A 24,516-nucleotide genomic window follows, 5' to 3' on the forward strand; every position below is an offset into this window, starting at 1 on the left:
ATCATGAGCATATGCAAAGCATTGACGATTGCCGGATCAGATTCAGGAGGCGGCGCCGGTATACAGGCGGATCTCAAAACCTTTCAGGAGCTCGGCGTTTTCGGGATGTCAGCCATTACAGCGGTAACCGCCCAGAACACTTTGGGCGTTCACGGCATTTATCCGCTCACCCGGGAAGCGCTGGGCAGCCAGATTGACGCGGTGGCGGAAGATTTGCGGCCTGACGCTGTAAAAACGGGAATGCTGTGGAGCGCGGAAATGATTGCGGAAATTGCGGAAAAAACGGATCAGTACGGGCTTGATCATGTCATCACCGACCCCGTCATGATTGCCAAAGGAGGCGCTTCCCTGCTGCGTGAGGAATCTCAGGCCGCGTTAAAAGAGCTGTTAATTCCGCGCAGCTATGCGGTGACGCCGAATGTTCCGGAAGCTGAGGTATTGACGGGAATGGAAATCCGCACGTTTGAGGACCGGAAAAAAGCGGCCGAACGCCTTTGCAAGCTTGGTGCAAAGCATGTCATCATAAAAGGCGGACACCAGCCTGAACAGGGGAGGATCGTTGATTTATTATTTGACGGTTCGTCTTTTACCCAAATCAGCCACGCTTATATTGACACCAAACACACCCACGGAACAGGCTGCACGTTCGCAGCCGCGCTGACGGCGGAAACGGCAAAGGGGAAAACCATTCAGACCGCGTTTGAGACAGCCGTCAATTTTGTGCGGGAAGCCGTGGAACATACGCTTGGCATTGGAGAGGGACACGGCCCGACCAATCATTTTGCCTTTAAAAGGAACAGTCTGCAGACGAGATAAAAAAGAGACCGCTTCAACATCCGCGGTCTTTTTCCCATGCTTTCAATCTGGACAAGGTTATGATATGATAAAAATTAAGATCAGGTACTAAAACTATGTCTTTAAGACGATTACAGGAGGCTTTATACATATGAATTTCTCACTTGAAGGCCGCAACATCGTTGTGATGGGCGTTGCCAATAAACGCAGTATCGCATGGGGAATCGCCCGTTCGCTGCATGAAGCCGGAGCGCGCCTCATTTTCACTTACGCGGGAGAGCGCTTGGAAAAATCAGTTCATGACCTTGCGGCTACATTAGAAAGAAATGATTCCATCATCCTTCCGTGTGATGTGACAAATGACGCTGAGATCGAAACTTGCTTTGCGAGCATTAAAGAGCAGGTCGGCGTGATTCACGGCATCGCGCACTGCATCGCGTTCGCAAACAAAGAAGAGCTTGTCGGCGAATATTTAAATACGAACCGCGAAGGATTCCTGCTTGCGCATAACATCAGTTCTTACTCTCTGACAGCGGTCGCAAAAGCGGCGCGTCCGATTATGACTGAAGGCGGAAGCATCGTTACACTCACTTACCTCGGCGGAGAGCGCGTCGTTTCAAACTATAACGTAATGGGTGTGGCAAAAGCGTCTCTTGATGCGAGCGTCAGATATTTAGCCGCTGACTTAGGAAAAGAAAACATCCGCGTCAACAGCATTTCAGCAGGACCGATCCGTACGCTGTCTGCAAAAGGAATCAGTGATTTCAACTCTATCCTGAAAGAAATTGAAGAGCGCGCGCCGCTGCGCCGCACGACAACACCTGAAGAAGTGGGCGACACGGCTGCATTCTTGTTCAGTGACCTGTCAAGAGGCATCACGGGCGAAAATCTTCACGTTGATTCAGGATTCCATATTACCGCACGTTAAATAACAAGCAGTCCCTTTCAGGGATTGCTTTTTTCTTTCTTCTGATTTTAATCATTCCGTCATATAAATAAAACATGACAGAATCGGAGGGATGAAGATGTCAAAACAAAACAGAAACGCGGAAAAAAAACCGCTCATGTATATTGTTCAGGCGGATTATTCAGACACGCAATCATCAATGCAGGACATATTAATCAAAAAAAGGAAAGCGCCTCAGCCGCCGGAAGAAGAGCCGATGCATGGAAAGCGGGAGGAAGAATGTCAAACTCAGCCTGAAGGAGCAGTGGCTGTCGAGCCAGAAAAGCAAGTACCTGAACAGCACAGCCGCGCAGAAGAAGCCGTTCAAGAAGTTCCGGCGCAAGCGGAGCAGGACACTGCCAAGCCTGACGCCGCTAAAAAAGAGCCTGACGCCGCTAAAAAAGAGCCTGATGCCGCTGAAAAAGAGCCTGAAGCGGTTCACAATGCCGCCCCAGAGGAAAAGGTTCCGCCAAAGCGCGTGAAAAAGCCGATGAGCAGAATGTCCATTCTTGAAAAAATTGATTTCTTAACGAAGCTGCCGCATAATATGCCGCGGACCCTTTGTCTGATAGAAGCCAACGGGAAAACCTACAGAGGCGTAATCGTCGGCAGAAAAAATAATGCGATCTTCCTGCGGACGACAAGCAACGGAGCGCCGGCAGAACTCGCAATAGACGATATTACCTCGCTGCATCCGCTTGGATTTTAACCATACAAAAAGCTGCCTGAATTCTTTCATCCGGCAGCTTATTTTTATGCTTTTTGATTTAAGAATGTGTGCGGTTGATCAGTCTCGGGTTCAGGCAATTGATGGCGCAGAAGCTATGGAGATCGACTTCAACGCAATAGTTCGTTTTTTCTAAACGGAATACATCGCAGAGAGAGTCTTTATCTGTAAAATCAAGAATGTGCTTATGCTCGTCAAAAGCAATAAGCAGGCTTAATGTGGCACAGCCGTCACAGACCCTTTCAACTCTGAAAAAAACGGTATTAAAGCACGGACCGTTATCCAGCTCGCCGACGTTTCCGAATGCGGTGAACGGTTTCGATTTTGAGGTGAAGATGGCGAACGGCACTGTATCGCCTAATGTATAAGCCGGAGATAAAAGGTTAGAATAACAGCCTGTCGGGCAATCTTCTTCAACCGCATTTTGCAGGTCTTCAATATTTTCTACCGCTTCACGCACACAGTATGTTGTATGCTTGCTCATAATATCCCTCCTGACTTCACGTTTTAAATGGTACCGGTTTAAACGATAGCGGAGAGTCAGCCGCCCGGAAGTCCGGGCGGGCTGATGATTGCATCTGTAATAGAAGGTTGGAAGGGGATTCTTCTTTAGGAAAGATGCGAATCAATGACTATCCGTGATGCTTTTTCTCTTTGTGCGGCGCAGGCCGGTTAACAAGCTCGGGTGAAAGGCACTGAATGGCGCTGAAGCAGCTCAGATCAACTTCAATGCAAAATTCTGTTTTTTCTAAACCGAAAAAATCAGGATCACAAGGATGGCAGACGCTGAGGGTGTCGCCGTGCACATCTACGGGGCGCAATACTGAAAGCGTCGCGCAGCAATCGCATAGTCTTTCTACACGAAAGAAAATGGACTCAAAGCACTGGCTGTCATCCGCAAATCCTCCGACGTTCCCGAATGTGGAGAACAATCCGCCTTTTTTATCAAATACGAGAAACGGAATGGTGTCTTTACCTGCAATCGTCGGGCTCAAAAGATTCGTATAGCATCCAGTCGGGCATTGTTCTTCAACAGCCTCTTGTTCTGCTAAAATCTTCTCGACTGCATCGCATACACAACTTTCATCTCGGCCATGGTGTTTTCCGCAGCTCATGGATTTCAGCTCCTTCTTTTAGGGTATTTGACTTTTGTCTTTAACAACATATGTACGCGAGCCTCACTTGGTGTGGGTGAACGTCTATATATTCATCATATGCGGAGAAAATAAGAAAAAGCAGAGCATTTTTAGCTCTGCTTTTTCTTTTTAGAGGACGAGGGTGATGACTAAGATGGCAATCAGTGTATTTGTTGCTGTTGAGATCAATGTTGCGATATCGGCATCTACTGTTGTCACGTTTACGCCGCGGGAGTTTTCGATGAGCAGTTTTTGACGGTTGATTTGTTTGTTAGCTGTTAGCTGCAATAAGTCTTGTGCGACCAATTCAGCGATGACTCCGTCAGCGATTGAAGTGAGAGTGGCCGTTACGACTGCTGCATTAATCGCTGTCATGACTGAAGTGACTGCCTGAATATCTGTCGATGTCACGTTAATATCACAAGAATCTCTGATAATAATCGCTTCTTCAGAAACTTGTTTGTTGAGATTCGCCTGTGCCAGGTCTTGGTCGATGAAGGCATTATCTTCGCCGAACCCGTGTCCGTTACAGCAAACATTACATCTTCTGCCTTCTTTTTCTTCTTTTTCTTCTCGCGGATGTTCGCATTCAGGATCAAGTGCAACCCAAGAGTATGGTCTGCTTTCCATATCTATTCCTCCTTTTCTTTTACTAATATTAAATGAGCCGGCCCCTTACTTTGACTCAGGCATCTATCCTGATAAAAATCACTATTTTTAGTTATTGACCGGGATTTTGGCGTCTTTGCCGGAGCTGTTCGATTAATTGTTCTCTGCGGGTTTGCTGCTTTGTCTGCTGTTCTTGCGCTTTCTGCTCTTTTTTCTGTTTCTGGCTTTCAAGAAAAGCTTCTGATTTCGCCTGCATGTCTTTCACTAATGCGATCAGCATTTCTTTTTCTTCATCAGGTATTTCCCGCATTTTATCTTTTGTCACGCCGTGTTTTTTGAAGACATTGCTGACAAGCACTTTTAAAAGCGGATCCACTTCTGGTAGATTTGCGAGTTCTTCTTTGAATTTTTCGTTATCTGCCATTTGTTCTCACCTCTATTTTAAAAATTTGAAAAGAAAGAGTTAAAGGATGTCTAGTTCAGCAAAAAGTATATTTAATAGCTGAAACAAAGTTTGTACAAAGGCCATGATATCGTCTGCTGTCAGTGTGATTTTAATATTGCGGCTGTTAATGACTTGAATGAGGGTTCGCTTTTTTATTTGGCAATCCTCGAGGATCAGCAGTTCGGTTGCCATTTGATCGGCTGTGTCTTCATCTGCGATCACGAGCTGTGTCGCGAGGATAATCGCCGCAGTAACTGAAGCTTGTATAGAAAGAGCAGCCGTTATATGTGTTGTATCTATTGTGACATTTTCGCAATCAATCACTTCGATCTTCTGCTCGAATTCGTTGGATAATTGTTCGAATATTTGCGGTTGCAGTGTTTCGACTTTTTCTTCAAACGACATAACCTTCACTCCTTTCTCATTCATACTCTATATAATGCAAATGAAACGCCGAGCGGAATAAGAAAAACAACTAAACCGCACCTATTTTTTTACCGGACAAGGTGCGATTCATGAAGATCAGGGTTTTCGCATATGTATAAAGAGGTCAAGTTTTGAAAAGGAGTGAACAGGTGGTTATCAATTGGCTTTCATTTATTCTGTTATCGTTTGCCGTTTTCCGGCTGGCCAGGCTTTTCGTATTTGACACCATTATGGCGCCGCTTCGGAGCCTTTTTCACGAGGAAAAAACAGAAACCGCACCCGACGGCACGACAGAAACCTACATTGTCATAAAAGGCAAAGGGATCAGGGCATTTATCGGTGAACTTCTCAGCTGCTACTGGTGTACGGGCGTATGGTGCGCCGCCTTTTTAATTGCCGCGCAGATTGTGATACCCGAGACCGCGCAATGGCTGATTTTACTGTTAGCCATAGCCGGCGCAGCCGGGATCATTGAAGCTGCGGTTTCTCGTCTTCTGCAGGAATAAGGCGGTTCCACCAGCAACTTACCGTCACCTTCGGCATAAACTGGCATATATGACATAAGGAAAGGAAGGATCACCATGAATCAATCAAGCAAACCTTCCCAACATTCTCCATACAAATCAACTGTGCATCAGCCTTACGAAAAAAAAATTAAGAAAAAAGGCTGCGGCTGCGGCCAAAAGAAAAAACCGAAATAGCCGTTTTCTAAAAAACCGGAGCTTCCGGTTTTTTTGTTTTTTGCCGAACGCCGGCCTCTGTTCGGCATAGATCATAGGAGGAGGGGATGTTATGAATATATTTGAATCATTCATAAACGGTAAATACCGCCGGCACAATCAAAACCAGCGGGAGCATGACAAATATATCTTAGCTATTGAAAAGCAGCTGTCTGAGTTTGATGAAGCGGGATCGCGCTTTGAGGAATGGATAGATGTGTTTGCCGCCGAAACAGAAGCAAAACTGAAGAAAAATGAGCATTCTCACTAAAATGAATGAAATCCGCACCGGCCCTATGCATTTATCCAAGCCAAACAAGTCGGCTCACATAGAGTATAGAGAGTAAAGGAGGTGCTTAGATATGGGATTCGGATATGGCGGATTCGGCGGCGGCTACGGCGGTTATGGCGGCTGCGGCGGATACGGAGGCGGCTATGTCGGAGGCGGATACGGCTCAACATTTGTTCTTGTTGTCGTATTGTTCATCCTTCTGATCATTGTCGGTGCATCCTTTTTTGGCTAAACCTTAGCAAGACCTTGGATAAGCGCGGGACCGTTCAGTCCCGTGCTTCCCTGATGTATAAAGGAGTATAGAGACGGGGCACTCGGAATTTTTTCCTTGTCTTACGGGCACATGTTCCGCTCTTTATTCATACAATATCGTATTACTCCACAAAAGGAGGCACACCATGGATAATCAATTTTTCAAAAATATTGAGAAGAAAACAGGCGTCAGCATGAAGGATGTCATGAACCTTGCAGGATCATTGCAAAATGCCAATTTCAAAGATGAAAACACGGTGAGAGGCGTCATTCAGAAGGTGTCCCAGCTGGCTAACAAGCGTGTTCCGAAAGAATTGGAAGACAAAATCGTTCAATCTATTACAAGCGGTAAAGAGAAACTTGATTTTGGCACCATTTCTAAAATGCTGAACAATAAATAGGCGTCAGCCGGCCTTGCTAAAAAGGCCTTTTTATGTGAGAAGAACCCGGCAGTGATCTGCCGGGTTCTTTATATCCTGAGTGCGCTCCGTCTGTCCGTCCGAAGAAGGGGCTCGAGAAATCTTGAGCTGCGCGCTGTTTTTCCCCGCCTGTACGCGGGACAAGATACATATAAATGCTGCATGGCCCTTGTCATTGCGACATACAGAAGCCGTCTTTCTTCTTCGAGCGGAGCGGGATCGCCCTGTCTCGCCGTCTCAAGTGCGAAGTCATGGGGGATCGAGCCGTCAGCCGCGCCTAAAATATAGACCGTATTGAATTCAAGACCTTTAGAGCGGTGAATGGTCAGCAGTTCGACGCCGTTTTCATCGGTTTTCAGATTCTCAGCGGCGCGCATATGATCGACATGCGCAAGAAAATCGGGAATGGTTTTGAATTTTTTGGCGGCCACTTTGACATCCCTGAGATCATCAGAGCCTTTTTCCAGTTTGTTTCCCTCATTGCCCCGTTTTTTTAAATACTCGGAAAAACCCATTTTGCTTTCTGCAAAGGTGATGGCTTCAATCGGCTTCATTGTCCGGATGCTTGCGAAAAACGGAACGATCTGCTTGATCTTCCCTATTTGAAAAGGCTTCAGGTCAGGCAGTTTCGTCAGTGCCTTAATCATCGTGCAATCTTCAGTAATTGACAGCGCCTTTAACGTTTGCAGGGCGGATTGCTTTAAAAATAAGGCGGGCAGCAGGTCTTTCACCGCATCCGGATCATCTTCATTCTGACTCGCATATAAGTAGGCGAGGATCTGGCGTACGATTCTGCGGCTGTAGAACGTCTGAACGCCCCTGTCGGCATGGTAAGGAATCGATGATTGATGCAGTCTTTCATAAATGGCCCGTCCGGCGCTGTTTGTCCGGTAAAGTACGGCAAAATCGTCAGGACTCGCCCCGTTTTGAATCTTCTCTTTCATATCCGAAACAATCATGGTCGCTTCTTCTTCTTCATCGTAAGGATAAAACATCACGGGATTGTGAACGCCGTCTTTGACGGCAGAAAGTGTTTTTTCATACCGTTTTTTATTTTTCTTTACGACGGCATGAGCGCTTGAGACGATCGGATGCGGCGATCGGTAATTTGCCGTTAAGTAAATGGTCTTTGCTGCCGGATAATCTTTCTGAAAATCTAAAATGAAAGACGGGCTGCTGCCGCGGAACGCATAAATGGATTGGTCGTCATCACCCACGCAGCACAGGTTATTCTCTGGGCTTGCGATCATTTGCATAATGTTGTACTGGACAGGATTGATATCTTGAAATTCATCAATCAAAATATGAGAAAATCTGTTTTGGTACTGCGCGAGAATATCAGGCCGGCTTTGAAACAGTTCATAACAGCCTTGGGCCATGTCATCAAAATCAAATTGCCGTTTTTCCTGCTTCTGCCGTTCGTAATGTTCGTAGAGCCTGTACACTTTTTTCTCCCAGTCGTCCGCAAGCGGAATGGTCTCATGGGGGAGATACGTGTTTTTCCAGCAGCCGATAAGCTGAAGCGCCTGGTCGACGGGAAACTCTTTTTCATCCAAGTTTTCTTCATAGAGCGCCTTTTTCACATATTGCTCTTTTTGCCACTCCATTTTTAAAAGCTGGCTGCCGTTCCATTTTGAAGAATCATAATGACAGAGTATTTTATAGAAAAAACTGTGGAATGTTCCGGTCACGAGACGGGAGACTTTTCCGGCTGCCAGACCGTACTCATTTGCCATCCGCTCTTTCATTTCGGCGACGGCTTTTGTCGTAAAGGTCACAAGCAGCATATTCTCAGGTGAAATGCCGAGGTGTTCAATCATATGGGCGGCGCGTGCTGTCAGCACCCTTGTTTTTCCGCTTCCCGCTCCGGCAAGCACTAATAAAGGCCCGTCCGTTTCAGTAACTGCCTTCATCTGTTCGCGGTTCAGGCCGATGCCGGGGAACAAAGATGTATCAGCCGCCTCGGATGTTGGTGAAAACGGTTCGGCCGCAGGCACTTTTTTCGGGCTTTTCCATTCTGAGACGATCGGTTTCGGATTCTCTGAAATCGCTTTTCCTTTCGGCAGGCGGAACATGCCGGCTTCCTTATACTCTTCTTTTTCTTTCTCCGCTTGTGGTTCCTCGGCCGCGCATGCTTTTTCACAGGCGGTGAAGTCTCCCTTTTGCCGGTGATAAAATGCCGGCTGCTCTAAAATCGAAAGCCGCATCAAGACGGGCTGCTCACAATGTGCGCAAAAAATATTTCCTTTCTGAGCTTCTTCAAAAAGGAATTGGTAATGTTCTCTAGAATATGTATGTAAATGTATCGTTCGGTTATTCAGTCGGGCGCAATTCAAAAAGGGGTCCTCCCATTAAAAGGTGTTCATCCATTTGATAGACAAAGAATATCATAACAAAAGAACAGCGTTTCAAAAAGTAAGATTAAGGGAAATGAAAAGCGAAGGGGAGGGGTACATATGATTTATGCAGGACGGATTCAAAACCAGCAGTATTCTCAATACGCAAACCGGGCAGCGGGTTATAAGTCTGATTATGCCGGCATCACGAAAGCGGCCGCCCTTGCCAATGACAGGGTGTACAGAGAGGTGGAGCGCCGCCAGGAAAACACCGCAGCCGCAGAAAAGAAAGTACATGAGGAAAAACGTAAGCGCTCTCTTTCCCGTCTGCCGCAAATCATGGGAAAAGGCCGGTTGATAAATCAATACGTGTGAAAAAGCCCGGAAATATCCGGGTTTTTTTGAGTCGTATATATGAAAGAGGCGGAAAGGAATGATTCAATTTGAGAAAGCTTTCATTATTAATTGCGGGGTTATTTCTATTCGGCCTCTTTACTGCCGGAATGAAACCGGCACACGCGGCGGAGGGCTCCGCAGCAAAAGATGTCACTCTCACACAGCTGGCGCCGCATGTTTGGATGCATACAAGCACCGGTACGGCAGACGGAAATCCCGTCCCTGCGAACGGATTGCTTCTTGAGACTTCCAAAGGAATCGTACTGATTGATACTCCGTGGAATGACAGTCTCACAGAGCAATTAATGACACAAATAAAAAAGCGGTTTCCCGGCAAAAGGATGACCGATGCCATTGTGACACACGCCCATGATGATCGTATCGGCGGTCTGAACACCCTGTACAAATACGGGGTAAAGGTGCACAGCACGAAACTGACCGCCGACTTCGCCCGACAGCAGGGATATGACCGGCCGCTCGGAGATTTGAAAAACGTGACAAAGCTGCAGTTTGGCGATATGAAAATTGAAACGTTTTATCCGGGAAAAGGGCATACGGAAGACAATATTACCGTCTGGCTGCCTGAGGATAAGCTCTTATTCGGCGGATGCTTAATCAAGGCTTTAGAAACAAAGGAAATCGTGCCTACTCCGGGTTTTTATCCGGATCAGTGGCCGCGCGCCGTCCGCAAAGTCATGAAAAGATATCAGGACATCAGCATTGTCGTTCCGGGGCATGGCAGTCCGGGGGATGACCGTCTGCTGCCGCATACGATAAACCTTCTGAAAGAAACGTAATAAAGAAGACCGGCGCTCCCATTACGGAGTGCCGGCTTTTTTTATCTCTTCCTGATTTTCATAAAACTGAGGAAAGCAAGTGCAAGCGCCAAAACGGTATATCCCGCTATCGGCCAAATATGCTGATGAAAGGAAGAATAATCTCCGGATATGACTTCCTGGGCCAGCTCGATCGAGTGAATAAACGGTAAGGCATAAGCGATATGTTTGAATGTGTCACCGAGCAGGCTCACCTCCATCCAAGCCCCGCCCAGAAATTGCACGAGTGTAATATAAATCGTTCCGATGCCTGAAATTTGTTTGTCCGTAAACACAGCCCCTAAACATAAACCGAAGAAAACGGACATCATCGCAATCGGCAGCAAGACAGCGATACCTGCGAGAAGATTCATCCACTCGGCGGATAAACCGGCAGCCGCTGCTGCGATAAAACAAATGACGATTTGTAAAATGGCTAACGGCAGCATCGGTATTGCATAACCGATGACATAATCGGCTGTTTTTAAAGGGGAAGCAAACAAACGGGTCAAAAGGGCGGTCTGTTTGTCTTTTGCGATCAGCAATGCAGAGAACATCGTAAGGAAAGCAAAACCGAAAACAATGAGTCCGGGTGCTAAATGCTGAATTTTAAAGGTATCAAGCGGCGCATTTTTTTCAATCGCCGTAAACAGAAACAATAGAATAACAGGCAGTGCGATTCCAAGGATAATAGACAGGGGGTCACGAAAAATTTCTTTGCGGTTGCGAATGGCGAAATCAAGCATAAAGACCCGCCTCCCCGTCACAAATCGCTAAAAAGGCATCTTCAAATGTAGCTGAATGAGTTTGCTTTTTCAGAGCCTCCGCCGTACCCAGTGCTTTTAGGGTCCCATTTTCTAAAATGCAAATACGATCTGCCAGGGCTTCAGCCTCTTCTAAATAGTGTGTCGTTAAAATAATCGTCATGTCACCCTTTAATGCCTCAAGATTTTTCCACAACTCGCGGCGTGAACGGACGTCAAGCCCTAATGTCGGCTCATCTAAGAAATAAATATCCGGCTTGGTGATCATTCCCATTGCGATGCTGAGGCGGCGCTGCATTCCTCCTGATAATGTTTTTGTTTTTGCTCTTTCTTTCTCTTTTAATTGAAACAATTCGAGCATCTCATCTGTTCTTTTTTTTGCTTCTTTTTTCGGAATTCCGTAGACTCCGGCTATAAACTCTAAGTTTTCCCGTACGGTTAGATGAGGAGCGATGGCTGTTTCCTGCGGGGACATATTCAATTTCGGTTTTATTTTATCCAAATCAGTCAAAATACTGTGTCCAAGCACTGATGCATCACCGTCATCCGGAGAAAGGAGTCCGCAAAGCATGCTGATTAATGTCGTTTTTCCGGCTCCGTTCTCACCGAGTAAAGCGAAAAATTCCCCTTTCTCAACTGAGAACTCAAGACGGTCAACGGCGGCGGTTTCTTTATAATGTTTCGTTAATTGCTTCAGCTCAATCGCGTGCATTTACTCATCCTCGCTATCTTCATCGATTTGCTTAGCGTTTAAAATATCTTTTGCAAACTCGAAAAAGAGTTCTTGTTTAACAAGTGCGATACCTTGCTGGTCATCCCCGAGCATAAGCAGTGAATCCCCCGGATTTATATCGAAAACATCTCTTGCTTCTTTAGGAATGACAATCTGTCCTTTTGTACCCACTTTAACAGTCCCGAATATGTGTTTTCCTTTTGGTGCCGTCATGTTTATCCCTCCGAAATATGAATTGTACTTTTTGTATGAATTGTAATACTTCGCATACTAAACATACATTAACCTTCCATAAAATGCAATAAAATTCATGAAATAGTATTATTTTCATAAAAAAAGCACTCCTGCCATATCAACAGGAGTGCTTTTGATTTTATCGTTTGTGTTCCTTTATCATTTCCAGATGGGGGATGCCCGCATCGAGAAATTCTTCGCCGGATGTGACGCGGTATCCTTGTTTTTCGTAAAACGGAACCGCCTGCGTCTGCGCATGTAAGATAAAGCTGTCGGCGCCTTTGGCTGCCGCCGCTTTTTCAAGCGCCTGCATAATGATGGCTCCGACGCCTAAAGAACGATGGCTTTTCATCACGCAGATGCGCTCTAATTTTCCATGCCCGTCTTTCAAGCGCCATCTGCCGGCTCCGACCGGCTGGCCGCCGTCATATATGACTATATGCTCTGACGTGTCTTCGAATTGATCAATCTCTTCTTCTTCCGGAACGTGCTGTTCTTTAACAAAGACCTCTTTTCTGACGAAAAAAGCGTCGTTCAGCTGTTTTTCAGTTTTTGCGATGATGGATTCCAAACAGTTATTCTCCTCCGCCTAATAAAAATGTTTCGTACACAGTCCATGAGCCGTTATCCAGCTGATAGAGCAAGTGAAAACGGTCGATGACTTCTTCGTGGGAAATGTCCAGCATTTTCAGCTGTCCGAGTACGTCGGAATGTTCATCTGACGACAGCTTCTGGCCGACCGTGACATGCGGAACGAAGCTGTATTCCGGCTCGCCGGATAATGCTCCTGAGTAGCATTTCTCACTCAGAGATTTTAATTCCTCCGTCGGCTCTGCTTTCATATATATCACATTATTCACAGGAGAAAACGAGCTGTATTTTGTGATTTTCAGAACGAGCGGATGCGATTCTTTCGCCGTCTGTCTCAGCTGTGATACGACCTGCTCGATTTCCTGTTCTGTCGCTTCAAACGGATCTCTTAGCGTCAGATGCGGCGGAATGAGCGCGTAGCTCGGGTCGTAGCGTTTCCGGTACGAATTTGCGAGATCCTGTAATTTTTTTGATGGAAATAAAACAATACCGTATTTCATGAAAGTTCCCTCCTTAAATGAATGGTTACAGCATTTTTTTCAGCGCCGGCGTGATGAGCGGCTGCCAGTAGGTCCATTTATGATCCCCGTCGAAGGTTTCATACGTGTATTCAGACTGTTTGCTTTCCAGCAGCTGTTTGAGCTCTTCGTTCGGCGCGGTGAAATCAAGAACCTGGCCGTCTGTCGTGTGAACGCCGGTTTCTTTTTCTCCGATTTGATGATAAACGGAAATCTGTTTGAGATCCTCCGACTGCCGGACGGCATCCAGCACGTGCCCGTCAACATACGGAGACTGCATGATGACGTTTCCAAACATGTTCGGATAGTCAATCGCCGTCATGAGCGAAACGGTTCCGCCGAGGGAATCCCCGATCATGGTGCGGCCGTATCCGACTTGATAAGTCGGGTATTCTTTGTCGATAAAAGGAACGAGCTCATTTGCGATGAATCGCTTATATGAGGCGAACTTAGACCCTTCTGGATGGTATGTGTTTCTTCGCTCCCGCACATTTTTATAAGGGACGCCGATAATGATGCAGCGGTCAATTTCCCCTTTTGACATAAGCTCTTCCGCCTGCCGCCCGATTCTCCCTAATCTGAAATAATCATGGCCGTCCTGAGCGATGACCGTATGATATTTATACAGGGGGGAGAAGGTGGCGGGCAGGTAGACCAAAACGGTCATTTCCTCTTCAAGCTCATGGGAGAAAAGTTTTTTCTCATGAATGATTCCGTTTTTTGATGCCACTTCGCATTCCTCCAGGCCGCTTCTTGTCTTGATGGTTTTTTCCTATTGTACCATGAATTATTAGAAATTTCTTTCTTCAGATGCACTTCTTGCGAGAGTTCAGATAAATAAAAAGTTATTGAAATTCATTTTATAGTGCGTTAATATAGAACAATCAGAAAATACAAAACAATATTCTTATCACGAGAGGTGGAGGGACTGGCCCTTTGAAACCTCAGCAACCGGTTTGCTTTGCCGCGGGAAGGCAAAGTGCCAAGGTGCTAAATCCAGCAAGCGATTCACATGCTTGGAAGATAAGAGGAAGAGAAAAGCTCCTTCTTCTTATGAAGAGGGGGCTTTTTTATTTTTGAAAAAGGATGGTGCTTACTGATGACGCAGCATGTTGATACAAAATTAGCCCAAATCGGAAATAGAAGCGAAGAAGCAACGGGAACGGTCAGTCCGCCGATTTATCTGTCCACCGCTTACCGCCATAGAGGAATAGGAGAATCTACAGGTTTTGACTACGTGCGCACGAAAAACCCGACACGCCAGCTCGTTGAAGACGCTATCGCCGTGTTGGAAAACGGTGCGAGAGGCTTTGCCTTCAGCTCGGGAATGGCAGCCATTCAAACGATTATGGCTTTATTTAAAAGCGGGGATGAATTGATTGTATCCTCCGATTTATACGGAGGCACGTACCGTTTGTTTGAAAACGAATGGAGAAAATACGGCTTAAGCTTTATTTACGATGATTTCAGCGATGAAGACTGTTTACGCTCCAAAATAACGGAAAACACGAAAGCGGTATTTGTTGAAACACCGACAAACCCGTTAATGCAGGAGGCGGACATTGAAAAAATCGCCCGGATTACGAAAGAAGCCGGCCTGCTTTTAATTGTGGATAATACGTTTTATACCCCGGTGCTCCAGCGCCCGCTTGAACTGGGAGCGGACATCGTCATTCACAGCGCCACAAAATATTTAGCGGGGCACAATGATCTCCTTGCCGGTCTTGCTGTCGTAAAGGATGAAGAGCTCGGCGAGATCATGTTTAATCACCAAAATGCGATCGGAGCCGTTCTCCCGCCGTTTGATTCGTGGCTTTTAATGAGAGGGATGAAAACACTCGGACTCAGAATGCGCCGTCATGAAGAAAACGCCCGTGAACTTGCGGAATTTTTAGAACAGGAAGAAGAAATCGCCGACGTGTTATATCCCGGAAAAGGCGGGATGCTGTCTTTCCGGCTGCAAAAAGAGGAATGGATCAATCCGTTTTTAAAGGCGCTGAAAACGATCTGTTTCGCAGAAAGTCTCGGCGGGGTGGAAAGCTTTATTACATACCCCGCGACACAGACGCACATGGACATTCCGGAAGACATCCGTATCGCAAACGGCGTCTGCAACCGTCTGCTGAGATTTTCAGTGGGCATTGAACATGCAGAGGATTTGAAGCGGGATGTAAAGCAGGCATTACAGCAAGTAAAAGAGGGGGCCGTGTCATATGAGTAATCACAATTGGACGCTGGAAACCCAGCTCGTGCACAATCCATTTAAAACAGACGGAGCCACCGGAGCCGTCAGCGTCCCGATCCAGCATGCTTCCACATTCCATCAGTCTTCATTTGAAGAATTCGGGACATATGACTACAGCCGCTCAGGCACACCGACAAGAGCAGCGCTTGAAGAAACGATCGCAGGTCTTGAAGGCGGAACGAGAGGTTTTGCTTTCAGCTCGGGAATGGCGGCGATTTCGACGGCATTTCTGCTCTTATCCCAAGGCGACCATGTTCTCGTCACGGAGGACGTGTACGGCGGAACATTCCGCATGGTGACTGAGGTTCTGTCCCGTTTCGGAATTGAACATACCTTTGTCGATATGACGGACACAGAAGCGGTCGCCCGCGCCATCCGGCCGAATACGAAAGCCATCTATATGGAAACACCGTCAAACCCGACGCTCGGCATCACGGATATTAAGGGCGTCGTCAAACTGGCAAAGGATCACGGCTGTCTGACATACCTTGACAATACTTTTATGACGCCTGCTCTGCAGCGTCCGCTTGATCTCGGCGTAGATATCGTGCTTCACAGTGCGACGAAATTTTTAAGCGGCCACAGCGACGTGCTGTCAGGCCTTGCCGCTGTAAAAGATGAAGAGCTCGGCAATCAGCTGTATAAGCTGCAAAATTCATTTGGAGCGGTGCTCGGCGTTCAGGACTGCTGGCTCGTATTGAGAGGCTTAAAAACATTGCAGGTCAGACTGGAAAAAGCGAGCCGGACGGCTGAGCGGCTGGCTGCCTATTTTGACGGACATCCCGCCATCAAAAACGTTTACTATCCCGGCCTTGCCGGACACCCGGGAGCCGATACCCATAAACGGCAAGCGAGCGGAGCGGGCGCCGTCCTGTCCTTTGAATTGGAAAGCAAAGAAGCCGTCAAAAAGCTGGTCGAAAACGTATCGCTTCCGGTATTTGCCGTCAGCCTCGGCGCCGTCGAATCCATTCTCTCATACCCTGCAGCCATGTCGCATGCCGCCATGCCGAAAGCAGAGAGGGAGAAACGCGGCATCACAGACGGCCTTCTGCGCTTGAGCGTCGGAGTCGAAAACGCCGAAGATTTAGAGCGGGACTTCGAACAGGCATTGAAAAAAATAACCCCTGCCCAAGTGAGATCATAAACGAAAAGGGCGCCGTCAATTTTGCGACGCGCCCTTTTTTTATTTTAGATAAAAAAAGTGTTGACGAATGAGAAATCAGGATATATAATTATAAATGTCAGAGAGACAACAACATACCCAGCAACACATACATATCATGATTCCGTAGCTCAGCTGGGAGAGCGCTACCTTGACAGGGTAGAGGTCGCTGGTTCGAGCCCAGTCGGAATCATCCACGGCGGTTAGAGGCGTTATATCAACGTTTCTAGCCGTTTTTTATTGCGTTGACTTGGTCGATGACTTAGGCGTATTAAGGCGCAGGGTAGCGGTCCTACCAACGACAAGGTAGCGGTTTTTATTTCGGTGACTTAACCGAATGGAGGCGGTAATATGTCCGCAAATAGAACAGGAAAACGCGTCAAAAAGGAACGTACTTTACGGAAGACTACGAGCAATCTCGATGTGCTTTTCGTACAGTTTCGCGGAAATCAGAGGGGCGGGCGCAATCAACGCTCAACCAATACGAAGACAATTACAGGTTCTTTCGATTTTTTGGATCGTAAGGGGATCGGGCGGTCCATTCACGAAATGAGCCGAGAGGTAATTCGTAAGTATATCGTGTACAGTCAAGACGAGTGGGTTAAATTCGAGGACCATTATTTTAAGAAGGACGAGCATATGAAGAAAAGGCTTGCGCCGGGGACGATTAATACATTAGCGTTTTTTTTAAGACGTTAGTCGCATTTCACGATGTCAGAAGCTGGGTGAACGATTCGTCTAGTCTATATGTCTAAGAGCATTGGTGGAGTAACGGAACAGGATACCGTCGAATTGTGGGCCGTATCTCTTTTTAGGGTCAAAATTGTTGAAAAGTTCAGCTAGTGATGCCGTCAAGTAGATCCAAACCGCACTGTCGGTATTGCATTTCTATCCGGATAAGAAAGCCGAAAAATTCGGTATCAATATAAAAAGGCCCTCCATAAAATGGGGACCTTTCAGTGTTTCTTTTAAATAGCCTCTTTTAGTTGTTCTATTACACTTTTTAACCATTCTATAGGCGGTAAGCCAATTGTCGGGAAATATATTTCTGCATTACACTTTATAATGTCTTCCTTTTCTTCTTTAGTTAGATCGCTATTTAGAAACTCTTCGCAATACTTTACTGTAAATAGCAAACCTTCTTTACTAATTTCCTCAATAAATTCGTCTAAGGCGTGTTCAGGGGATTGGATATCTTGATGAAATGTTGCACCTAAAAAATTTTCTAATTCATCTAAGAAATCATACCTTTCATCCATGATACTTCCTCTCTTTCTATTTGGTTGGATATCCTGTAAGAATAAAGTTACCGTTATTATCTTTTTTGAGTATAATTTTTGCGTTTGTGACGTTTTCTACTAGTTCTGAATTTCTTGATACACTTTTGCCGATTATTTCTCCATCGCCCTTGTATCTTAACATTAATTTAGGTTTTTTAGGATCATCAATCCAATTTTCGATTTTCTTTATATTTTTTGGATCGTTTAAAACTGAATTAGCAATTCTTTCAGCGGTAGCCCTATCTTTAAAAGTAGATGAAGCTGTAATATGTGGGTTAGGATCAGTTTTCAGTCTTTCTATTAATTCTTTATCTGTTTTCCCAACATGTCTTTCTATAAGATGCCCGCCTTTTGCTTCATGAGCAGCTAAGCCACCGCCTGGTGCGAGAGGACTGCTGTCTCCTTGTTTAACACTATGTATGCCGCTATTGTCAGAAGACACAGATTTTCTGAGCACACTCTCTTTCTGATCTTCAATAATACTTTTCAACAAAGGAGTATTCTTCACATTGTGAGTGTTTTCAATATCCTGTGCTATTCCGGCAAGTGCGGGTTGGTACTTATTTCTCGAAAAGGAATTGATATAGTCTTTTCCTTTTTTGATCCCGGTTTTTACATGTTTGACAGCCGCTTTTTCTCCAGCTTCCAAGACGTTATCCACTTTGGCGGCGCCTGTTTTTGCGAGCTTGCTTGTTACTTTTACAGCTGAACCGGAACCTTTGAGTCCCACCATGCTCCCGATGGCGTAGGTGATGTAATGTGATCTTGAATACGCATCCCCGTTAACCATTTTATCATTCCATGAATCCGCCAGGTTTGTCCATATGATTTTTGCGTAGGAGGGCGTGTTCAATACAGCCGATATGGTTTTAGCGACTTTTTGTTCATCGGAGAGATGGTAAAAATCCCATGCGCCGACAGCCAGATCTTTGATGCCTGTTATTGTGTCTTTCCCGACATCATAAAGGCCGACGCCTATTCCTTTAACGATATCCCAAGCCGTTTCTCCGACTTCTTCGAGCTGTTTTGCTTGTTCAAGCTGCATCACATATTGCACCTGAGCGGGTTCAAGGTTTTCATAGCCGATCTTCTTCGCGATTTCCAAATACTCATCCGGATCGGTGACACCAGCGGCCAGCTTTTTCTTCAGATCCTTGATCGCTCGCTCTTTCGCCTCTTCCTTTTTAATCGTCAAATAAGCATCCGAATGTCTTGCGATATCGCCTTTTTTCTTATGAATATCACTTTCACGGTACGCTTTGGCGTTGTAGTGAAGCGGCGCGGCGCTTTTTCCTTTGCCTGTGGCGTTTTGGAGCTGCTGAAAGTCGGCTTGGATGAACTGTTCGTTCGCTTCGGTTTCTGTGTATTCCTTCGTTAGATCGTGATCAAGCTTCCCGAGCTTATGTATCGTTTCGTTTCTTTTTTTGTCAGCTGAAGAGAGCTTCTGATCTGTGCTTTCCGTTGAAAACAGATCAAGCGAGATGATGTCTTCGATCTCTCCGAGGATGGAGCGCATGTCCTTTTTCTGCTCTTCCATAATCGCCTTTGATTTACTGAGGCCATGGTGAGCTCGTGCTCCAGAAATGATTCCTCCACATGCGAATTGGAAAGTCCGGCATCTTCGACCTTGCCGGGAAGGCTTGTGAGAAATGCGATTTTCATATCGATCAGATCAAGCCAGCTGTCTGTGACGCCGGCGTGATCCTGGAAAAAGGCTTTGATATTGTCAGCGCCCCGGCCTGAAAAGTCGCTGTCACCGAGGTCAGCCATACCTTGAAACGCTTTTTTTAGTTTGACCATATGACCGCGCAGTTTTTTATATTCACCCGCGCGCTGTTTGGCAGCGGCCAGCAGGGTGGTTGCTTCGAAAACTTTCATGACCATAATCCTTTCATTCGAAATACTTCAACAAGATATTACCATGGAAGAATGAAGAAAAAGACAAATAAGTATTTTGAAAGTGCAAAATGATTAATTTGTTCTGGGTAAATTTACTTATTTTATGATCGGGAATTGGGGAAGAGTTAGCTTTAGGTTGAATCGGTTGTTAGAACATCATGTGATGCACCTCCTTTAAAAAGCATAAACACATATTAGATGGCTGAAATTCACTCGAATGAATTAGGATACGACGGTCCAAACTGCTTTCCGCATGGAACCAACCTGGGCAACTGGTCAACAGCTTTAGAAACTTCATCCTAACAGGGAAGTACGGCAAGCATTGGGAATATAAAGGAATATAGGCTTACAGCTATGAAAGATGTATGAATATCCGTCAGACGGCGAAGGAAAGGCAATCTCCATGTGTCGTGACGGTTTGAATGCGGGTGCATGGAACTTCCCATTCATCTGCTGTTACGTCAGAGGGACGAAGCGACTTTTTTGAGGAGGAAGCGGAATGATTGAATTTACACGGCCATCGCCTATGAAGAAAACATGCACGATGCACCCGGGAAAGGAATCTGTCAGATCGGTTTCGTTTACTGATTTTAACGGCAATTCTGTAACAGTAACCCTTTGTCAAATGTGTCTGGCTGAATTAAAAATGAAAGCCGCGACTGAATACAGGAGCATGACAGAGGAGCGGGCCAAACTGAATCGTTTCAAGATTGGTGATCATGTGTATTTAGAGCATTTGGGAGTAGTCAGCGAGATAAAAAACATGGAAGGCGCTCAAGTGGCAAACAGGACAGACACAGACGGAGTCCGGAAGGCTACCCCTAGGGAAATCGCAGAATACAAAAAACAGGGGAAGCAATGACGGTAAAAAAACGATTCAGTCAATCATTTATCAGTTGTGTTACTTACAGGAGCGGCGGCCGGATGTTTACGGATGCGCGACTTACACGGCCGGAGCCTCCACGGTGAAGTGAAGGAAAATTCAAACCAAGAATGTGAATTGATCAAACGCAGTTTCATGAATCTTCGAAGGCTTTCATCCGAAATTTAGGTGCAGTATGGAAAAAAATTTATGGAAACTTGACATAATGCTGTCAGGTCCCTATTGTATGATTAAATGAATGGCCAGTAAAATGATAGGAGGCGTTCAATATGAAATTGCTGCAAATTAGACTATTGGTTAATGACTTTAAGAAAAGCGTCGAGTTTTATAAAGATTCATTAGGACTTCCAATCAGTTGGTTAGAGAAGGAAATGGAGTATGCACTTTTCGATAATGGAGAAACGAAAATAGAGCTTTTATCTCGAGAAAATATGGCTGAAATAGTTGGAGAAGAAAGAAAATCTTTAGACGGAGATGCGCAATCAAGATTTTTGCTTCAGTTTAAGGTAGAAGATGTTGATAAAACGTATGACTATCTGCACAAGCAAGGGATTAAATGCGTCAATGAACCGCATGATCGTCAGGAATGGCGTGCACGAGTGGCTCATTTTAGAGATCCAGATAATAATCTTATTGAAATATATAAAATGATATAATTTTTTGACTGGCAGGATTAAGGTAATGCGTTTGTTAACTTACTTATGATTTTTATAGTCTGCAAGAGAAACATATATAGGTCCAATACGGAAAGCCTGCGGACACTGATCATTGCACAGCTCACTGTGTTGTGATTAGTGTCCGTTTTTATTTGCACGGAGGGATAACAAATAGATGATGAACACGAAGCGGACATGCAAACATTCAGACGCGGCGAGGGCGGCGCATTTAATAAGGGGAGGAGTCAGAATGCAGGATTTAATCATCTTACAGGAAATATATTGACTTTCATCCTGTTTGTAATGTTAATTAGAAGATGTATACAAAATTATTATAATAAGGAGGCCTGAATGTGAAAAATAAAGCGGGAATCCAAGTTGGACTATGCATTGGACTTTTATGTTTAAGCTTTACCGGTTTCAACCCTTTATTCGGCTCAGCGCATGCTGAAGCAAAATCCATAGAAAACACAAAAATGACAAGCTGTATGACGAATCAGAAATTTGTTCAGCTTGAGAAAAAATTCGATGCCAGGCTTGGGGTTTATGCGATTGATACAGGTTCAAACAAGACAATCGCCTATCGGCCGAATGAACGGTTTGCTTACGCATCAACCTATAAAGTTCTGGCTGCAGCTGCTGTTCTGAAGACAAGCTCAAATGAAAAACTTAATGACATCATCCGCTACACCAAAGATGATCTTGTTACATATTCTCCAATCACAGAAAAACACCTGGATACAGGCATGAGCCTGAAAGAAATCTCAGAAGCCGCTGTCCGTTACAGCGATAATACCGCCGGGAACCTATTGCTGCAGCAGCTTGGCGGCCCCAAAGGTTTTGAAAAGTCATTGAAACAGATCGGGGATCATGTAACAAAAGCTGATCGATTCGAGACGGATCTAAACTCGGCGATTCCCGGGGATCGTCGTGACACAAGCACCGCAAAAGCACTGGCAACTGACCTTAAGACTTTCGCTTTGGGTAACACTCTCACGGCTGACAAGCGCACGATTTTAACAGATTGGATGCGGGGCAACGCTACCGGCGACAAACTGATTCGGGCAGGCGCTCCTGCAGGATGGGAAGTCGGCGATAAATCCGGAGCCGGAAGCTACGGCACACGAAACGACATTGCGATCGTTTGGCCACCTGACAGAGCCCCAATTGTTTTGGCAATCCTGTCAAACCGGTTTACGGAAGATGCCAATTATAATAATGCTCTTATCGCTGAGGCGGCAAAAGTCGCTCTAAATGCTCTTAAATAAACATTGCCGTTCATTTTTTATGGACGGTTTTTTATATGTTGAGAATGCGGTATGCCGGTTTCGTTTTTCGATAAATGTTATAATGTAAAGCCATAAAAAGATGGGAAGAGGGGGAATTTCGATGCATTACATAACGGCATGCTTAAAAATCATCAGTGATAAAGACCTTAATGAAATAATGAAAGAGTTCAAAAAACTTGAGGAAGAAACGAACAAAGAAGAAGGCTGTATTCAGTTCCATGCTTATCCGCTCGAACCATCAGAACGCAAAATCATGCTTTGGGAGATTTGGGAAAACGAAGAAGCTGTTAAAGTCCATTTTACGAAAAAACATACAAAAGACGTTCAAAAACAAGAATTAACGGAAGTAGAATGGTTAATGAAAAGCAATGTGAATGAGTAAAAGGCTTTGTCTATTGTTGGCTGACTCTGCCGGCAACCATCATCAGTTTCATTCACTAAAACCCTTGCTGTGCAAGGGTTTTTTACTTTAAAAAGTTCTTTATATCGCAGTCTTTTTATGGGTAAGGAACAGACTTGGAATGAAGATGGCGGCAAGGATGATGACGGATACTAAGAATCCGGCATGGTAGCCTTTTAAACTGTTCGGAATCGTCGGCTGCAATCCTTGTATGACAGTTGCGGTAACGGTTGCGATCACAGCTGACCCAAAGCTGGAACCGAGGTTTTCAATCATATGAATACCGACACCTGCTTCCGGAAGCTGTTTGCTGTCAAGGCCTGTATAAGCGTCACTCATCAATGGGAGCATAATTCCTCCAAAACTGGTGCCGCGGATAAATAATACGACGGAAATCCAAATCATACTTGTGTTATCGGTGATAAAAATAAGCGGGATAGATCCGATCAGCGAAAGAACAAGACTGACCGTAACCACGTATTTCGCACCGATCTTATCAATCATTTTTCCGATCAGCGGACGAGTCACGAGCATTCCGACTCCTTGAGGGATTAAAGCGAGTGCTGCTCCGGCTGCCGTGAAATGACGAATGTTTTGAAAAAACAGCGGAAGTATTAACATCGGCCCCATGATGGCAACATTCGCTAAGAACAACCCGATCGAAGATGATAAGAAGCTTTTGTTTGCAAACAAATTCATAGGCAGCACGGTTTGGTTTTTCTTGATCTGATTATATACAAGATAAATGACTGCTGAAACAAGACCGATGCCCGCCCATAAAATGGTGTCGCTATTGTTAAATGATGCATGATCCGCCGCTTTCGTAATACCGTACATCAATGCCGCGCTCATTAATGACAAATTGATAATCCCGAAAATATCGAGTTTACGATCTTTGTTGAATGGTTCAAAGTCTGGAATGGTTTTCATCATAAGCGGTGCAGCAATCAAAACGATGAACACGTTGATGTGAAAAATCCAATGCCATGAAGCGCCTTGGACGATGAAGCCTCCGATGACAGGTCCTAAGATCGGGCCGAAGATCATAGGGGTGCTGACGATTGCCATCACTTTTCCCAGGTTTTCCGGACCTGCCGTTTTAACCAAGAGTGTTGACATAAGCGGAGTCATAATACCGGCGCTGAATCCTTGAAGCAAACGGAAGAAGATGAAGCTGGAAACGTCACGGCTCATCCCCGCAAAAACAGAAATGACACCAAAGGCGATGACTGAGCCGATGAAGATTTTCTTACCGTTATATTTATTCATAAGCCAGCCGGATACGGGTACTGCAATCGCAAGTGCTAAGACATAGCCTGTAACGGACCACTGAATGGTATCCAATGTCGTGTTGAAGTCTTTGGTCAGTTTGCCGATGGCGATGTTTACCATCGTAGAGTCAAGCATTGGAGCGATTGCTCCCAGTGCAATAGCCCAGGCGGCTGTGAGAACTTCTTTTGGCACCCGAAGTTCCTTTCTTTTATGTGTTGACATATTACTCTCCTCTCAAAATTGCTGTCTTTGTTTCCTCGTCAACAAAATAATAGAG

General features: G+C 45.4%; 29 protein-coding genes, 1 tRNA gene, 1 pseudogene and 1 riboswitch. Of the genes and pseudogenes, 16 read left to right on the top strand and 15 right to left on the bottom strand.

All coding sequences use genetic code 11. The features are described 5' to 3' along the window. Positions 1–3 precede the first annotated feature (3 nt). From thiD to BR62_RS0113605, 3 genes are all read left to right on the top strand, one after another. A complete protein-coding gene (gene thiD, locus BR62_RS0113595; protein WP_020955643.1) occupies positions 4–816 on the top strand; it encodes a bifunctional hydroxymethylpyrimidine kinase/phosphomethylpyrimidine kinase in 813 nt (270 codons plus the stop codon). Positions 817–946: 130 nt separating this feature from the next. Further along, the gene (gene fabI, locus BR62_RS0113600; protein WP_003155001.1) at positions 947–1,723 is read left to right on the top strand and encodes an enoyl-ACP reductase FabI; all 777 of its coding nucleotides are present in this window, start codon (positions 947–949) and stop codon (positions 1,721–1,723) included. Positions 1,724–1,820: 97 nt separating this feature from the next. Continuing rightward, a complete protein-coding gene (locus BR62_RS0113605; RefSeq protein WP_032871204.1) occupies positions 1,821–2,450 on the top strand; it encodes a CotO family spore coat protein in 630 nt (209 codons plus the stop codon). Positions 2,451–2,508: 58 nt separating this feature from the next. On the opposite strand, the gene cotZ is transcribed toward BR62_RS0113605, so the two are convergent. From cotZ to BR62_RS0113630, 5 genes are all read right to left on the bottom strand, one after another. Next, positions 2,509–2,952 carry a spore coat protein CotZ gene (gene cotZ, locus BR62_RS0113610; protein ID WP_007409091.1) on the bottom strand — a complete coding sequence of 148 codons (444 nt, stop codon included), beginning with the start codon at positions 2,950–2,952 and terminating at the stop codon, positions 2,509–2,511. A gap of 148 nt (positions 2,953–3,100) precedes the next feature. After that, entirely contained in the window at positions 3,101–3,583 is a 483-nt protein-coding gene (cotY, locus tag BR62_RS0113615) for a spore coat protein CotY (RefSeq protein WP_007409090.1), read from the bottom strand. 150 nt (positions 3,584–3,733) lie between these two features. Next, the gene (gene cotX, locus BR62_RS0113620) at positions 3,734–4,234 is read right to left on the bottom strand and encodes a spore coat protein CotX (RefSeq protein WP_007409089.1); all 501 of its coding nucleotides are present in this window, start codon (positions 4,232–4,234) and stop codon (positions 3,734–3,736) included. 91 nt (positions 4,235–4,325) lie between these two features. Continuing rightward, positions 4,326–4,637, bottom strand: coding sequence for a hypothetical protein (locus BR62_RS0113625; RefSeq protein ID WP_007409088.1), 312 nt, complete (start codon positions 4,635–4,637; stop codon positions 4,326–4,328). A 39-nt stretch (positions 4,638–4,676) separates the two neighbouring features. Then, positions 4,677–5,063, bottom strand: a complete 387-nt coding sequence (locus BR62_RS0113630; RefSeq protein WP_007409087.1) for a spore coat protein — start codon at positions 5,061–5,063, stop codon at positions 4,677–4,679. Positions 5,064–5,233: 170 nt separating this feature from the next. Here BR62_RS0113630 and BR62_RS0113635 point away from each other — a divergent pair, with 170 nt between their 5' ends. From BR62_RS0113635 to BR62_RS0113650, 4 genes are all read left to right on the top strand, one after another. After that, complete coding sequence (locus BR62_RS0113635) at positions 5,234–5,590, top strand: DUF1360 domain-containing protein (protein WP_023356825.1); 357 nt, start codon at positions 5,234–5,236, stop codon at positions 5,588–5,590. Positions 5,591–5,876: 286 nt separating this feature from the next. Continuing rightward, on the top strand, positions 5,877–6,074 hold the full coding sequence (locus tag BR62_RS0113640) for a hypothetical protein (protein ID WP_032871206.1): 198 nt from the start codon (positions 5,877–5,879) through the stop codon (positions 6,072–6,074). Between the two features lie 91 nt (positions 6,075–6,165). Then, positions 6,166–6,327 (top strand): YjcZ family sporulation protein, encoded by a 162-nt coding sequence (locus BR62_RS0113645; protein ID WP_007610678.1) that lies wholly within the window; start codon positions 6,166–6,168, stop codon positions 6,325–6,327. A 166-nt stretch (positions 6,328–6,493) separates the two neighbouring features. Further along, a complete protein-coding gene (locus tag BR62_RS0113650) occupies positions 6,494–6,748 on the top strand; it encodes a sporulation-specific transcription regulator SpoVIF (RefSeq protein WP_003154986.1) in 255 nt (84 codons plus the stop codon). A gap of 68 nt (positions 6,749–6,816) precedes the next feature. Here BR62_RS0113650 and BR62_RS0113655 read toward each other — a convergent pair whose 3' ends face one another. After that, positions 6,817–9,102 (bottom strand): ATP-dependent helicase, encoded by a 2,286-nt coding sequence (locus BR62_RS0113655; RefSeq protein WP_032871208.1) that lies wholly within the window; start codon positions 9,100–9,102, stop codon positions 6,817–6,819. A gap of 120 nt (positions 9,103–9,222) precedes the next feature. Here BR62_RS0113655 and BR62_RS0113660 point away from each other — a divergent pair, with 120 nt between their 5' ends. Together BR62_RS0113660 and bla (BR62_RS0113665) are read left to right on the top strand one after the other, a co-directional pair. Beyond that, a complete protein-coding gene (locus BR62_RS0113660; RefSeq protein ID WP_007409082.1) occupies positions 9,223–9,477 on the top strand; it encodes a hypothetical protein in 255 nt (84 codons plus the stop codon). 68 nt (positions 9,478–9,545) lie between these two features. Further along, a complete protein-coding gene (bla, locus tag BR62_RS0113665; protein ID WP_032871210.1) occupies positions 9,546–10,295 on the top strand; it encodes a subclass B1 metallo-beta-lactamase in 750 nt (249 codons plus the stop codon). Positions 10,296–10,336: 41 nt separating this feature from the next. Here bla (BR62_RS0113665) and BR62_RS0113670 read toward each other — a convergent pair whose 3' ends face one another. From BR62_RS0113670 to BR62_RS0113695, 6 genes are all read right to left on the bottom strand, one after another. Continuing rightward, the gene (locus tag BR62_RS0113670; protein ID WP_015239588.1) at positions 10,337–11,059 is read right to left on the bottom strand and encodes an ABC transporter permease; all 723 of its coding nucleotides are present in this window, start codon (positions 11,057–11,059) and stop codon (positions 10,337–10,339) included. Beyond that, on the bottom strand, positions 11,052–11,789 hold the full coding sequence (locus BR62_RS0113675; RefSeq protein WP_007409079.1) for an ABC transporter ATP-binding protein: 738 nt from the start codon (positions 11,787–11,789) through the stop codon (positions 11,052–11,054). The genes BR62_RS0113670 and BR62_RS0113675 overlap by 8 nt, the downstream gene beginning before the upstream one ends. Beyond that, positions 11,790–12,023: an AbrB/MazE/SpoVT family DNA-binding domain-containing protein gene (locus tag BR62_RS0113680; RefSeq protein ID WP_007409078.1), complete on the bottom strand. Its 234-nt coding sequence runs from the start codon at positions 12,021–12,023 to the stop codon at positions 11,790–11,792. 160 nt (positions 12,024–12,183) lie between these two features. Further along, positions 12,184–12,615: a GNAT family N-acetyltransferase gene (locus BR62_RS0113685; RefSeq protein WP_012117312.1), complete on the bottom strand. Its 432-nt coding sequence runs from the start codon at positions 12,613–12,615 to the stop codon at positions 12,184–12,186. Positions 12,616–12,619: 4 nt separating this feature from the next. Next, positions 12,620–13,135 (bottom strand): YjcG family protein, encoded by a 516-nt coding sequence (locus tag BR62_RS0113690; RefSeq protein ID WP_007409076.1) that lies wholly within the window; start codon positions 13,133–13,135, stop codon positions 12,620–12,622. Between the two features lie 25 nt (positions 13,136–13,160). Beyond that, on the bottom strand, positions 13,161–13,883 hold the full coding sequence (locus BR62_RS0113695; RefSeq protein WP_007409075.1) for an esterase family protein: 723 nt from the start codon (positions 13,881–13,883) through the stop codon (positions 13,161–13,163). Between the two features lie 174 nt (positions 13,884–14,057). After that, a riboswitch (SAM riboswitch) is annotated at positions 14,058–14,183 on the top strand. Between the two features lie 69 nt (positions 14,184–14,252). Here BR62_RS0113695 and BR62_RS0113700 point away from each other — a divergent pair. The 3 genes from BR62_RS0113700 (at position 14,253) to BR62_RS0113710 (ending at position 16,753) form a co-directional block, all read left to right on the top strand. After that, complete coding sequence (locus BR62_RS0113700) at positions 14,253–15,374, top strand: methionine biosynthesis PLP-dependent protein (protein WP_032871212.1); 1,122 nt, start codon at positions 14,253–14,255, stop codon at positions 15,372–15,374. Continuing rightward, complete coding sequence (metC, locus tag BR62_RS0113705) at positions 15,367–16,542, top strand: cystathionine beta-lyase (protein WP_032871215.1); 1,176 nt, start codon at positions 15,367–15,369, stop codon at positions 16,540–16,542. The genes BR62_RS0113700 and metC overlap by 8 nt, the downstream gene beginning before the upstream one ends. Positions 16,543–16,680: 138 nt before the next feature. Beyond that, positions 16,681–16,753: transfer RNA gene (locus BR62_RS0113710), tRNA-Val, on the top strand. A 775-nt stretch (positions 16,754–17,528) separates the two neighbouring features. Here the strand turns inward: BR62_RS0113710 and BR62_RS0113720 are convergent. Beyond that, on the bottom strand, positions 17,529–17,819 hold the full coding sequence (locus BR62_RS0113720) for a contact-dependent growth inhibition system immunity protein (RefSeq protein WP_015417243.1): 291 nt from the start codon (positions 17,817–17,819) through the stop codon (positions 17,529–17,531). A gap of 16 nt (positions 17,820–17,835) precedes the next feature. Then, a pseudogene (locus BR62_RS0113725) lies at positions 17,836–19,718 on the bottom strand (ribonuclease YeeF family protein). A gap of 520 nt (positions 19,719–20,238) precedes the next feature. Between BR62_RS0113725 and BR62_RS0113730 the strand changes: the two are divergent. The 4 genes from BR62_RS0113730 (at position 20,239) to BR62_RS0113745 (ending at position 22,949) form a co-directional block, all read left to right on the top strand. Next, entirely contained in the window at positions 20,239–20,601 is a 363-nt protein-coding gene (locus BR62_RS0113730) for a hypothetical protein (protein ID WP_025284574.1), read from the top strand. Between the two features lie 290 nt (positions 20,602–20,891). Continuing rightward, positions 20,892–21,278, top strand: a complete 387-nt coding sequence (locus BR62_RS0113735) for a VOC family protein (protein WP_007407334.1) — start codon at positions 20,892–20,894, stop codon at positions 21,276–21,278. A gap of 347 nt (positions 21,279–21,625) precedes the next feature. After that, positions 21,626–22,546 (top strand): class A beta-lactamase, encoded by a 921-nt coding sequence (gene bla, locus BR62_RS0113740; RefSeq protein WP_156097788.1) that lies wholly within the window; start codon positions 21,626–21,628, stop codon positions 22,544–22,546. A gap of 121 nt (positions 22,547–22,667) precedes the next feature. Further along, a complete protein-coding gene (locus BR62_RS0113745; RefSeq protein ID WP_007407331.1) occupies positions 22,668–22,949 on the top strand; it encodes a putative quinol monooxygenase in 282 nt (93 codons plus the stop codon). A 99-nt stretch (positions 22,950–23,048) separates the two neighbouring features. On the opposite strand, the gene BR62_RS0113750 is transcribed toward BR62_RS0113745, so the two are convergent. Next, positions 23,049–24,461, bottom strand: a complete 1,413-nt coding sequence (locus BR62_RS0113750; RefSeq protein WP_032871222.1) for an MDR family MFS transporter — start codon at positions 24,459–24,461, stop codon at positions 23,049–23,051. Positions 24,462–24,516 lie beyond the last annotated feature (55 nt).

Origin of the sequence: Bacillus sp. UNC69MF (assembly GCF_000746035.1) — a bacterium.
Classification (GTDB): domain Bacteria; phylum Bacillota; class Bacilli; order Bacillales; family Bacillaceae; genus Bacillus; species Bacillus velezensis.

Coding starts and splice junctions, on each gene's coding strand:
- BR62_RS0113675 (WP_007409079.1), bottom strand. CDS start 11,789: ATGCACGCGATTGAGCTGAAGCAATTAACGAAACATTATAAAGAAACC.
- metC (WP_032871215.1), top strand. CDS start 15,367: ATGAGTAATCACAATTGGACGCTGGAAACCCAGCTCGTGCACAATCCA.
- BR62_RS0113670 (WP_015239588.1), bottom strand. CDS start 11,059: ATGCTTGATTTCGCCATTCGCAACCGCAAAGAAATTTTTCGTGACCCC.
- BR62_RS0113700 (WP_032871212.1), top strand. CDS start 14,253: ATGACGCAGCATGTTGATACAAAATTAGCCCAAATCGGAAATAGAAGC.
- cotZ (WP_007409091.1), bottom strand. CDS start 2,952: ATGAGCAAGCATACAACATACTGTGTGCGTGAAGCGGTAGAAAATATT.
- BR62_RS0113650 (WP_003154986.1), top strand. CDS start 6,494: ATGGATAATCAATTTTTCAAAAATATTGAGAAGAAAACAGGCGTCAGC.
- cotX (WP_007409089.1), bottom strand. CDS start 4,234: ATGGAAAGCAGACCATACTCTTGGGTTGCACTTGATCCTGAATGCGAA.
- thiD (WP_020955643.1), top strand. CDS start 4: ATGAGCATATGCAAAGCATTGACGATTGCCGGATCAGATTCAGGAGGC.
- BR62_RS0113720 (WP_015417243.1), bottom strand. CDS start 17,819: ATGGATGAAAGGTATGATTTCTTAGATGAATTAGAAAATTTTTTAGGT.
- BR62_RS0113735 (WP_007407334.1), top strand. CDS start 20,892: ATGAAATTGCTGCAAATTAGACTATTGGTTAATGACTTTAAGAAAAGC.
- fabI (WP_003155001.1), top strand. CDS start 947: ATGAATTTCTCACTTGAAGGCCGCAACATCGTTGTGATGGGCGTTGCC.
- BR62_RS0113625 (WP_007409088.1), bottom strand. CDS start 4,637: ATGGCAGATAACGAAAAATTCAAAGAAGAACTCGCAAATCTACCAGAA.
- BR62_RS0113660 (WP_007409082.1), top strand. CDS start 9,223: ATGATTTATGCAGGACGGATTCAAAACCAGCAGTATTCTCAATACGCA.
- BR62_RS0113730 (WP_025284574.1), top strand. CDS start 20,239: ATGATTGAATTTACACGGCCATCGCCTATGAAGAAAACATGCACGATG.
- cotY (WP_007409090.1), bottom strand. CDS start 3,583: ATGAGCTGCGGAAAACACCATGGCCGAGATGAAAGTTGTGTATGCGAT.
- BR62_RS0113605 (WP_032871204.1), top strand. CDS start 1,821: ATGTCAAAACAAAACAGAAACGCGGAAAAAAAACCGCTCATGTATATT.
- BR62_RS0113680 (WP_007409078.1), bottom strand. CDS start 12,023: ATGACGGCACCAAAAGGAAAACACATATTCGGGACTGTTAAAGTGGGT.
- BR62_RS0113645 (WP_007610678.1), top strand. CDS start 6,166: ATGGGATTCGGATATGGCGGATTCGGCGGCGGCTACGGCGGTTATGGC.
- BR62_RS0113640 (WP_032871206.1), top strand. CDS start 5,877: ATGAATATATTTGAATCATTCATAAACGGTAAATACCGCCGGCACAAT.
- BR62_RS0113630 (WP_007409087.1), bottom strand. CDS start 5,063: ATGTCGTTTGAAGAAAAAGTCGAAACACTGCAACCGCAAATATTCGAA.
- BR62_RS0113750 (WP_032871222.1), bottom strand. CDS start 24,461: ATGTCAACACATAAAAGAAAGGAACTTCGGGTGCCAAAAGAAGTTCTC.
- BR62_RS0113690 (WP_007409076.1), bottom strand. CDS start 13,135: ATGAAATACGGTATTGTTTTATTTCCATCAAAAAAATTACAGGATCTC.
- BR62_RS0113745 (WP_007407331.1), top strand. CDS start 22,668: ATGCATTACATAACGGCATGCTTAAAAATCATCAGTGATAAAGACCTT.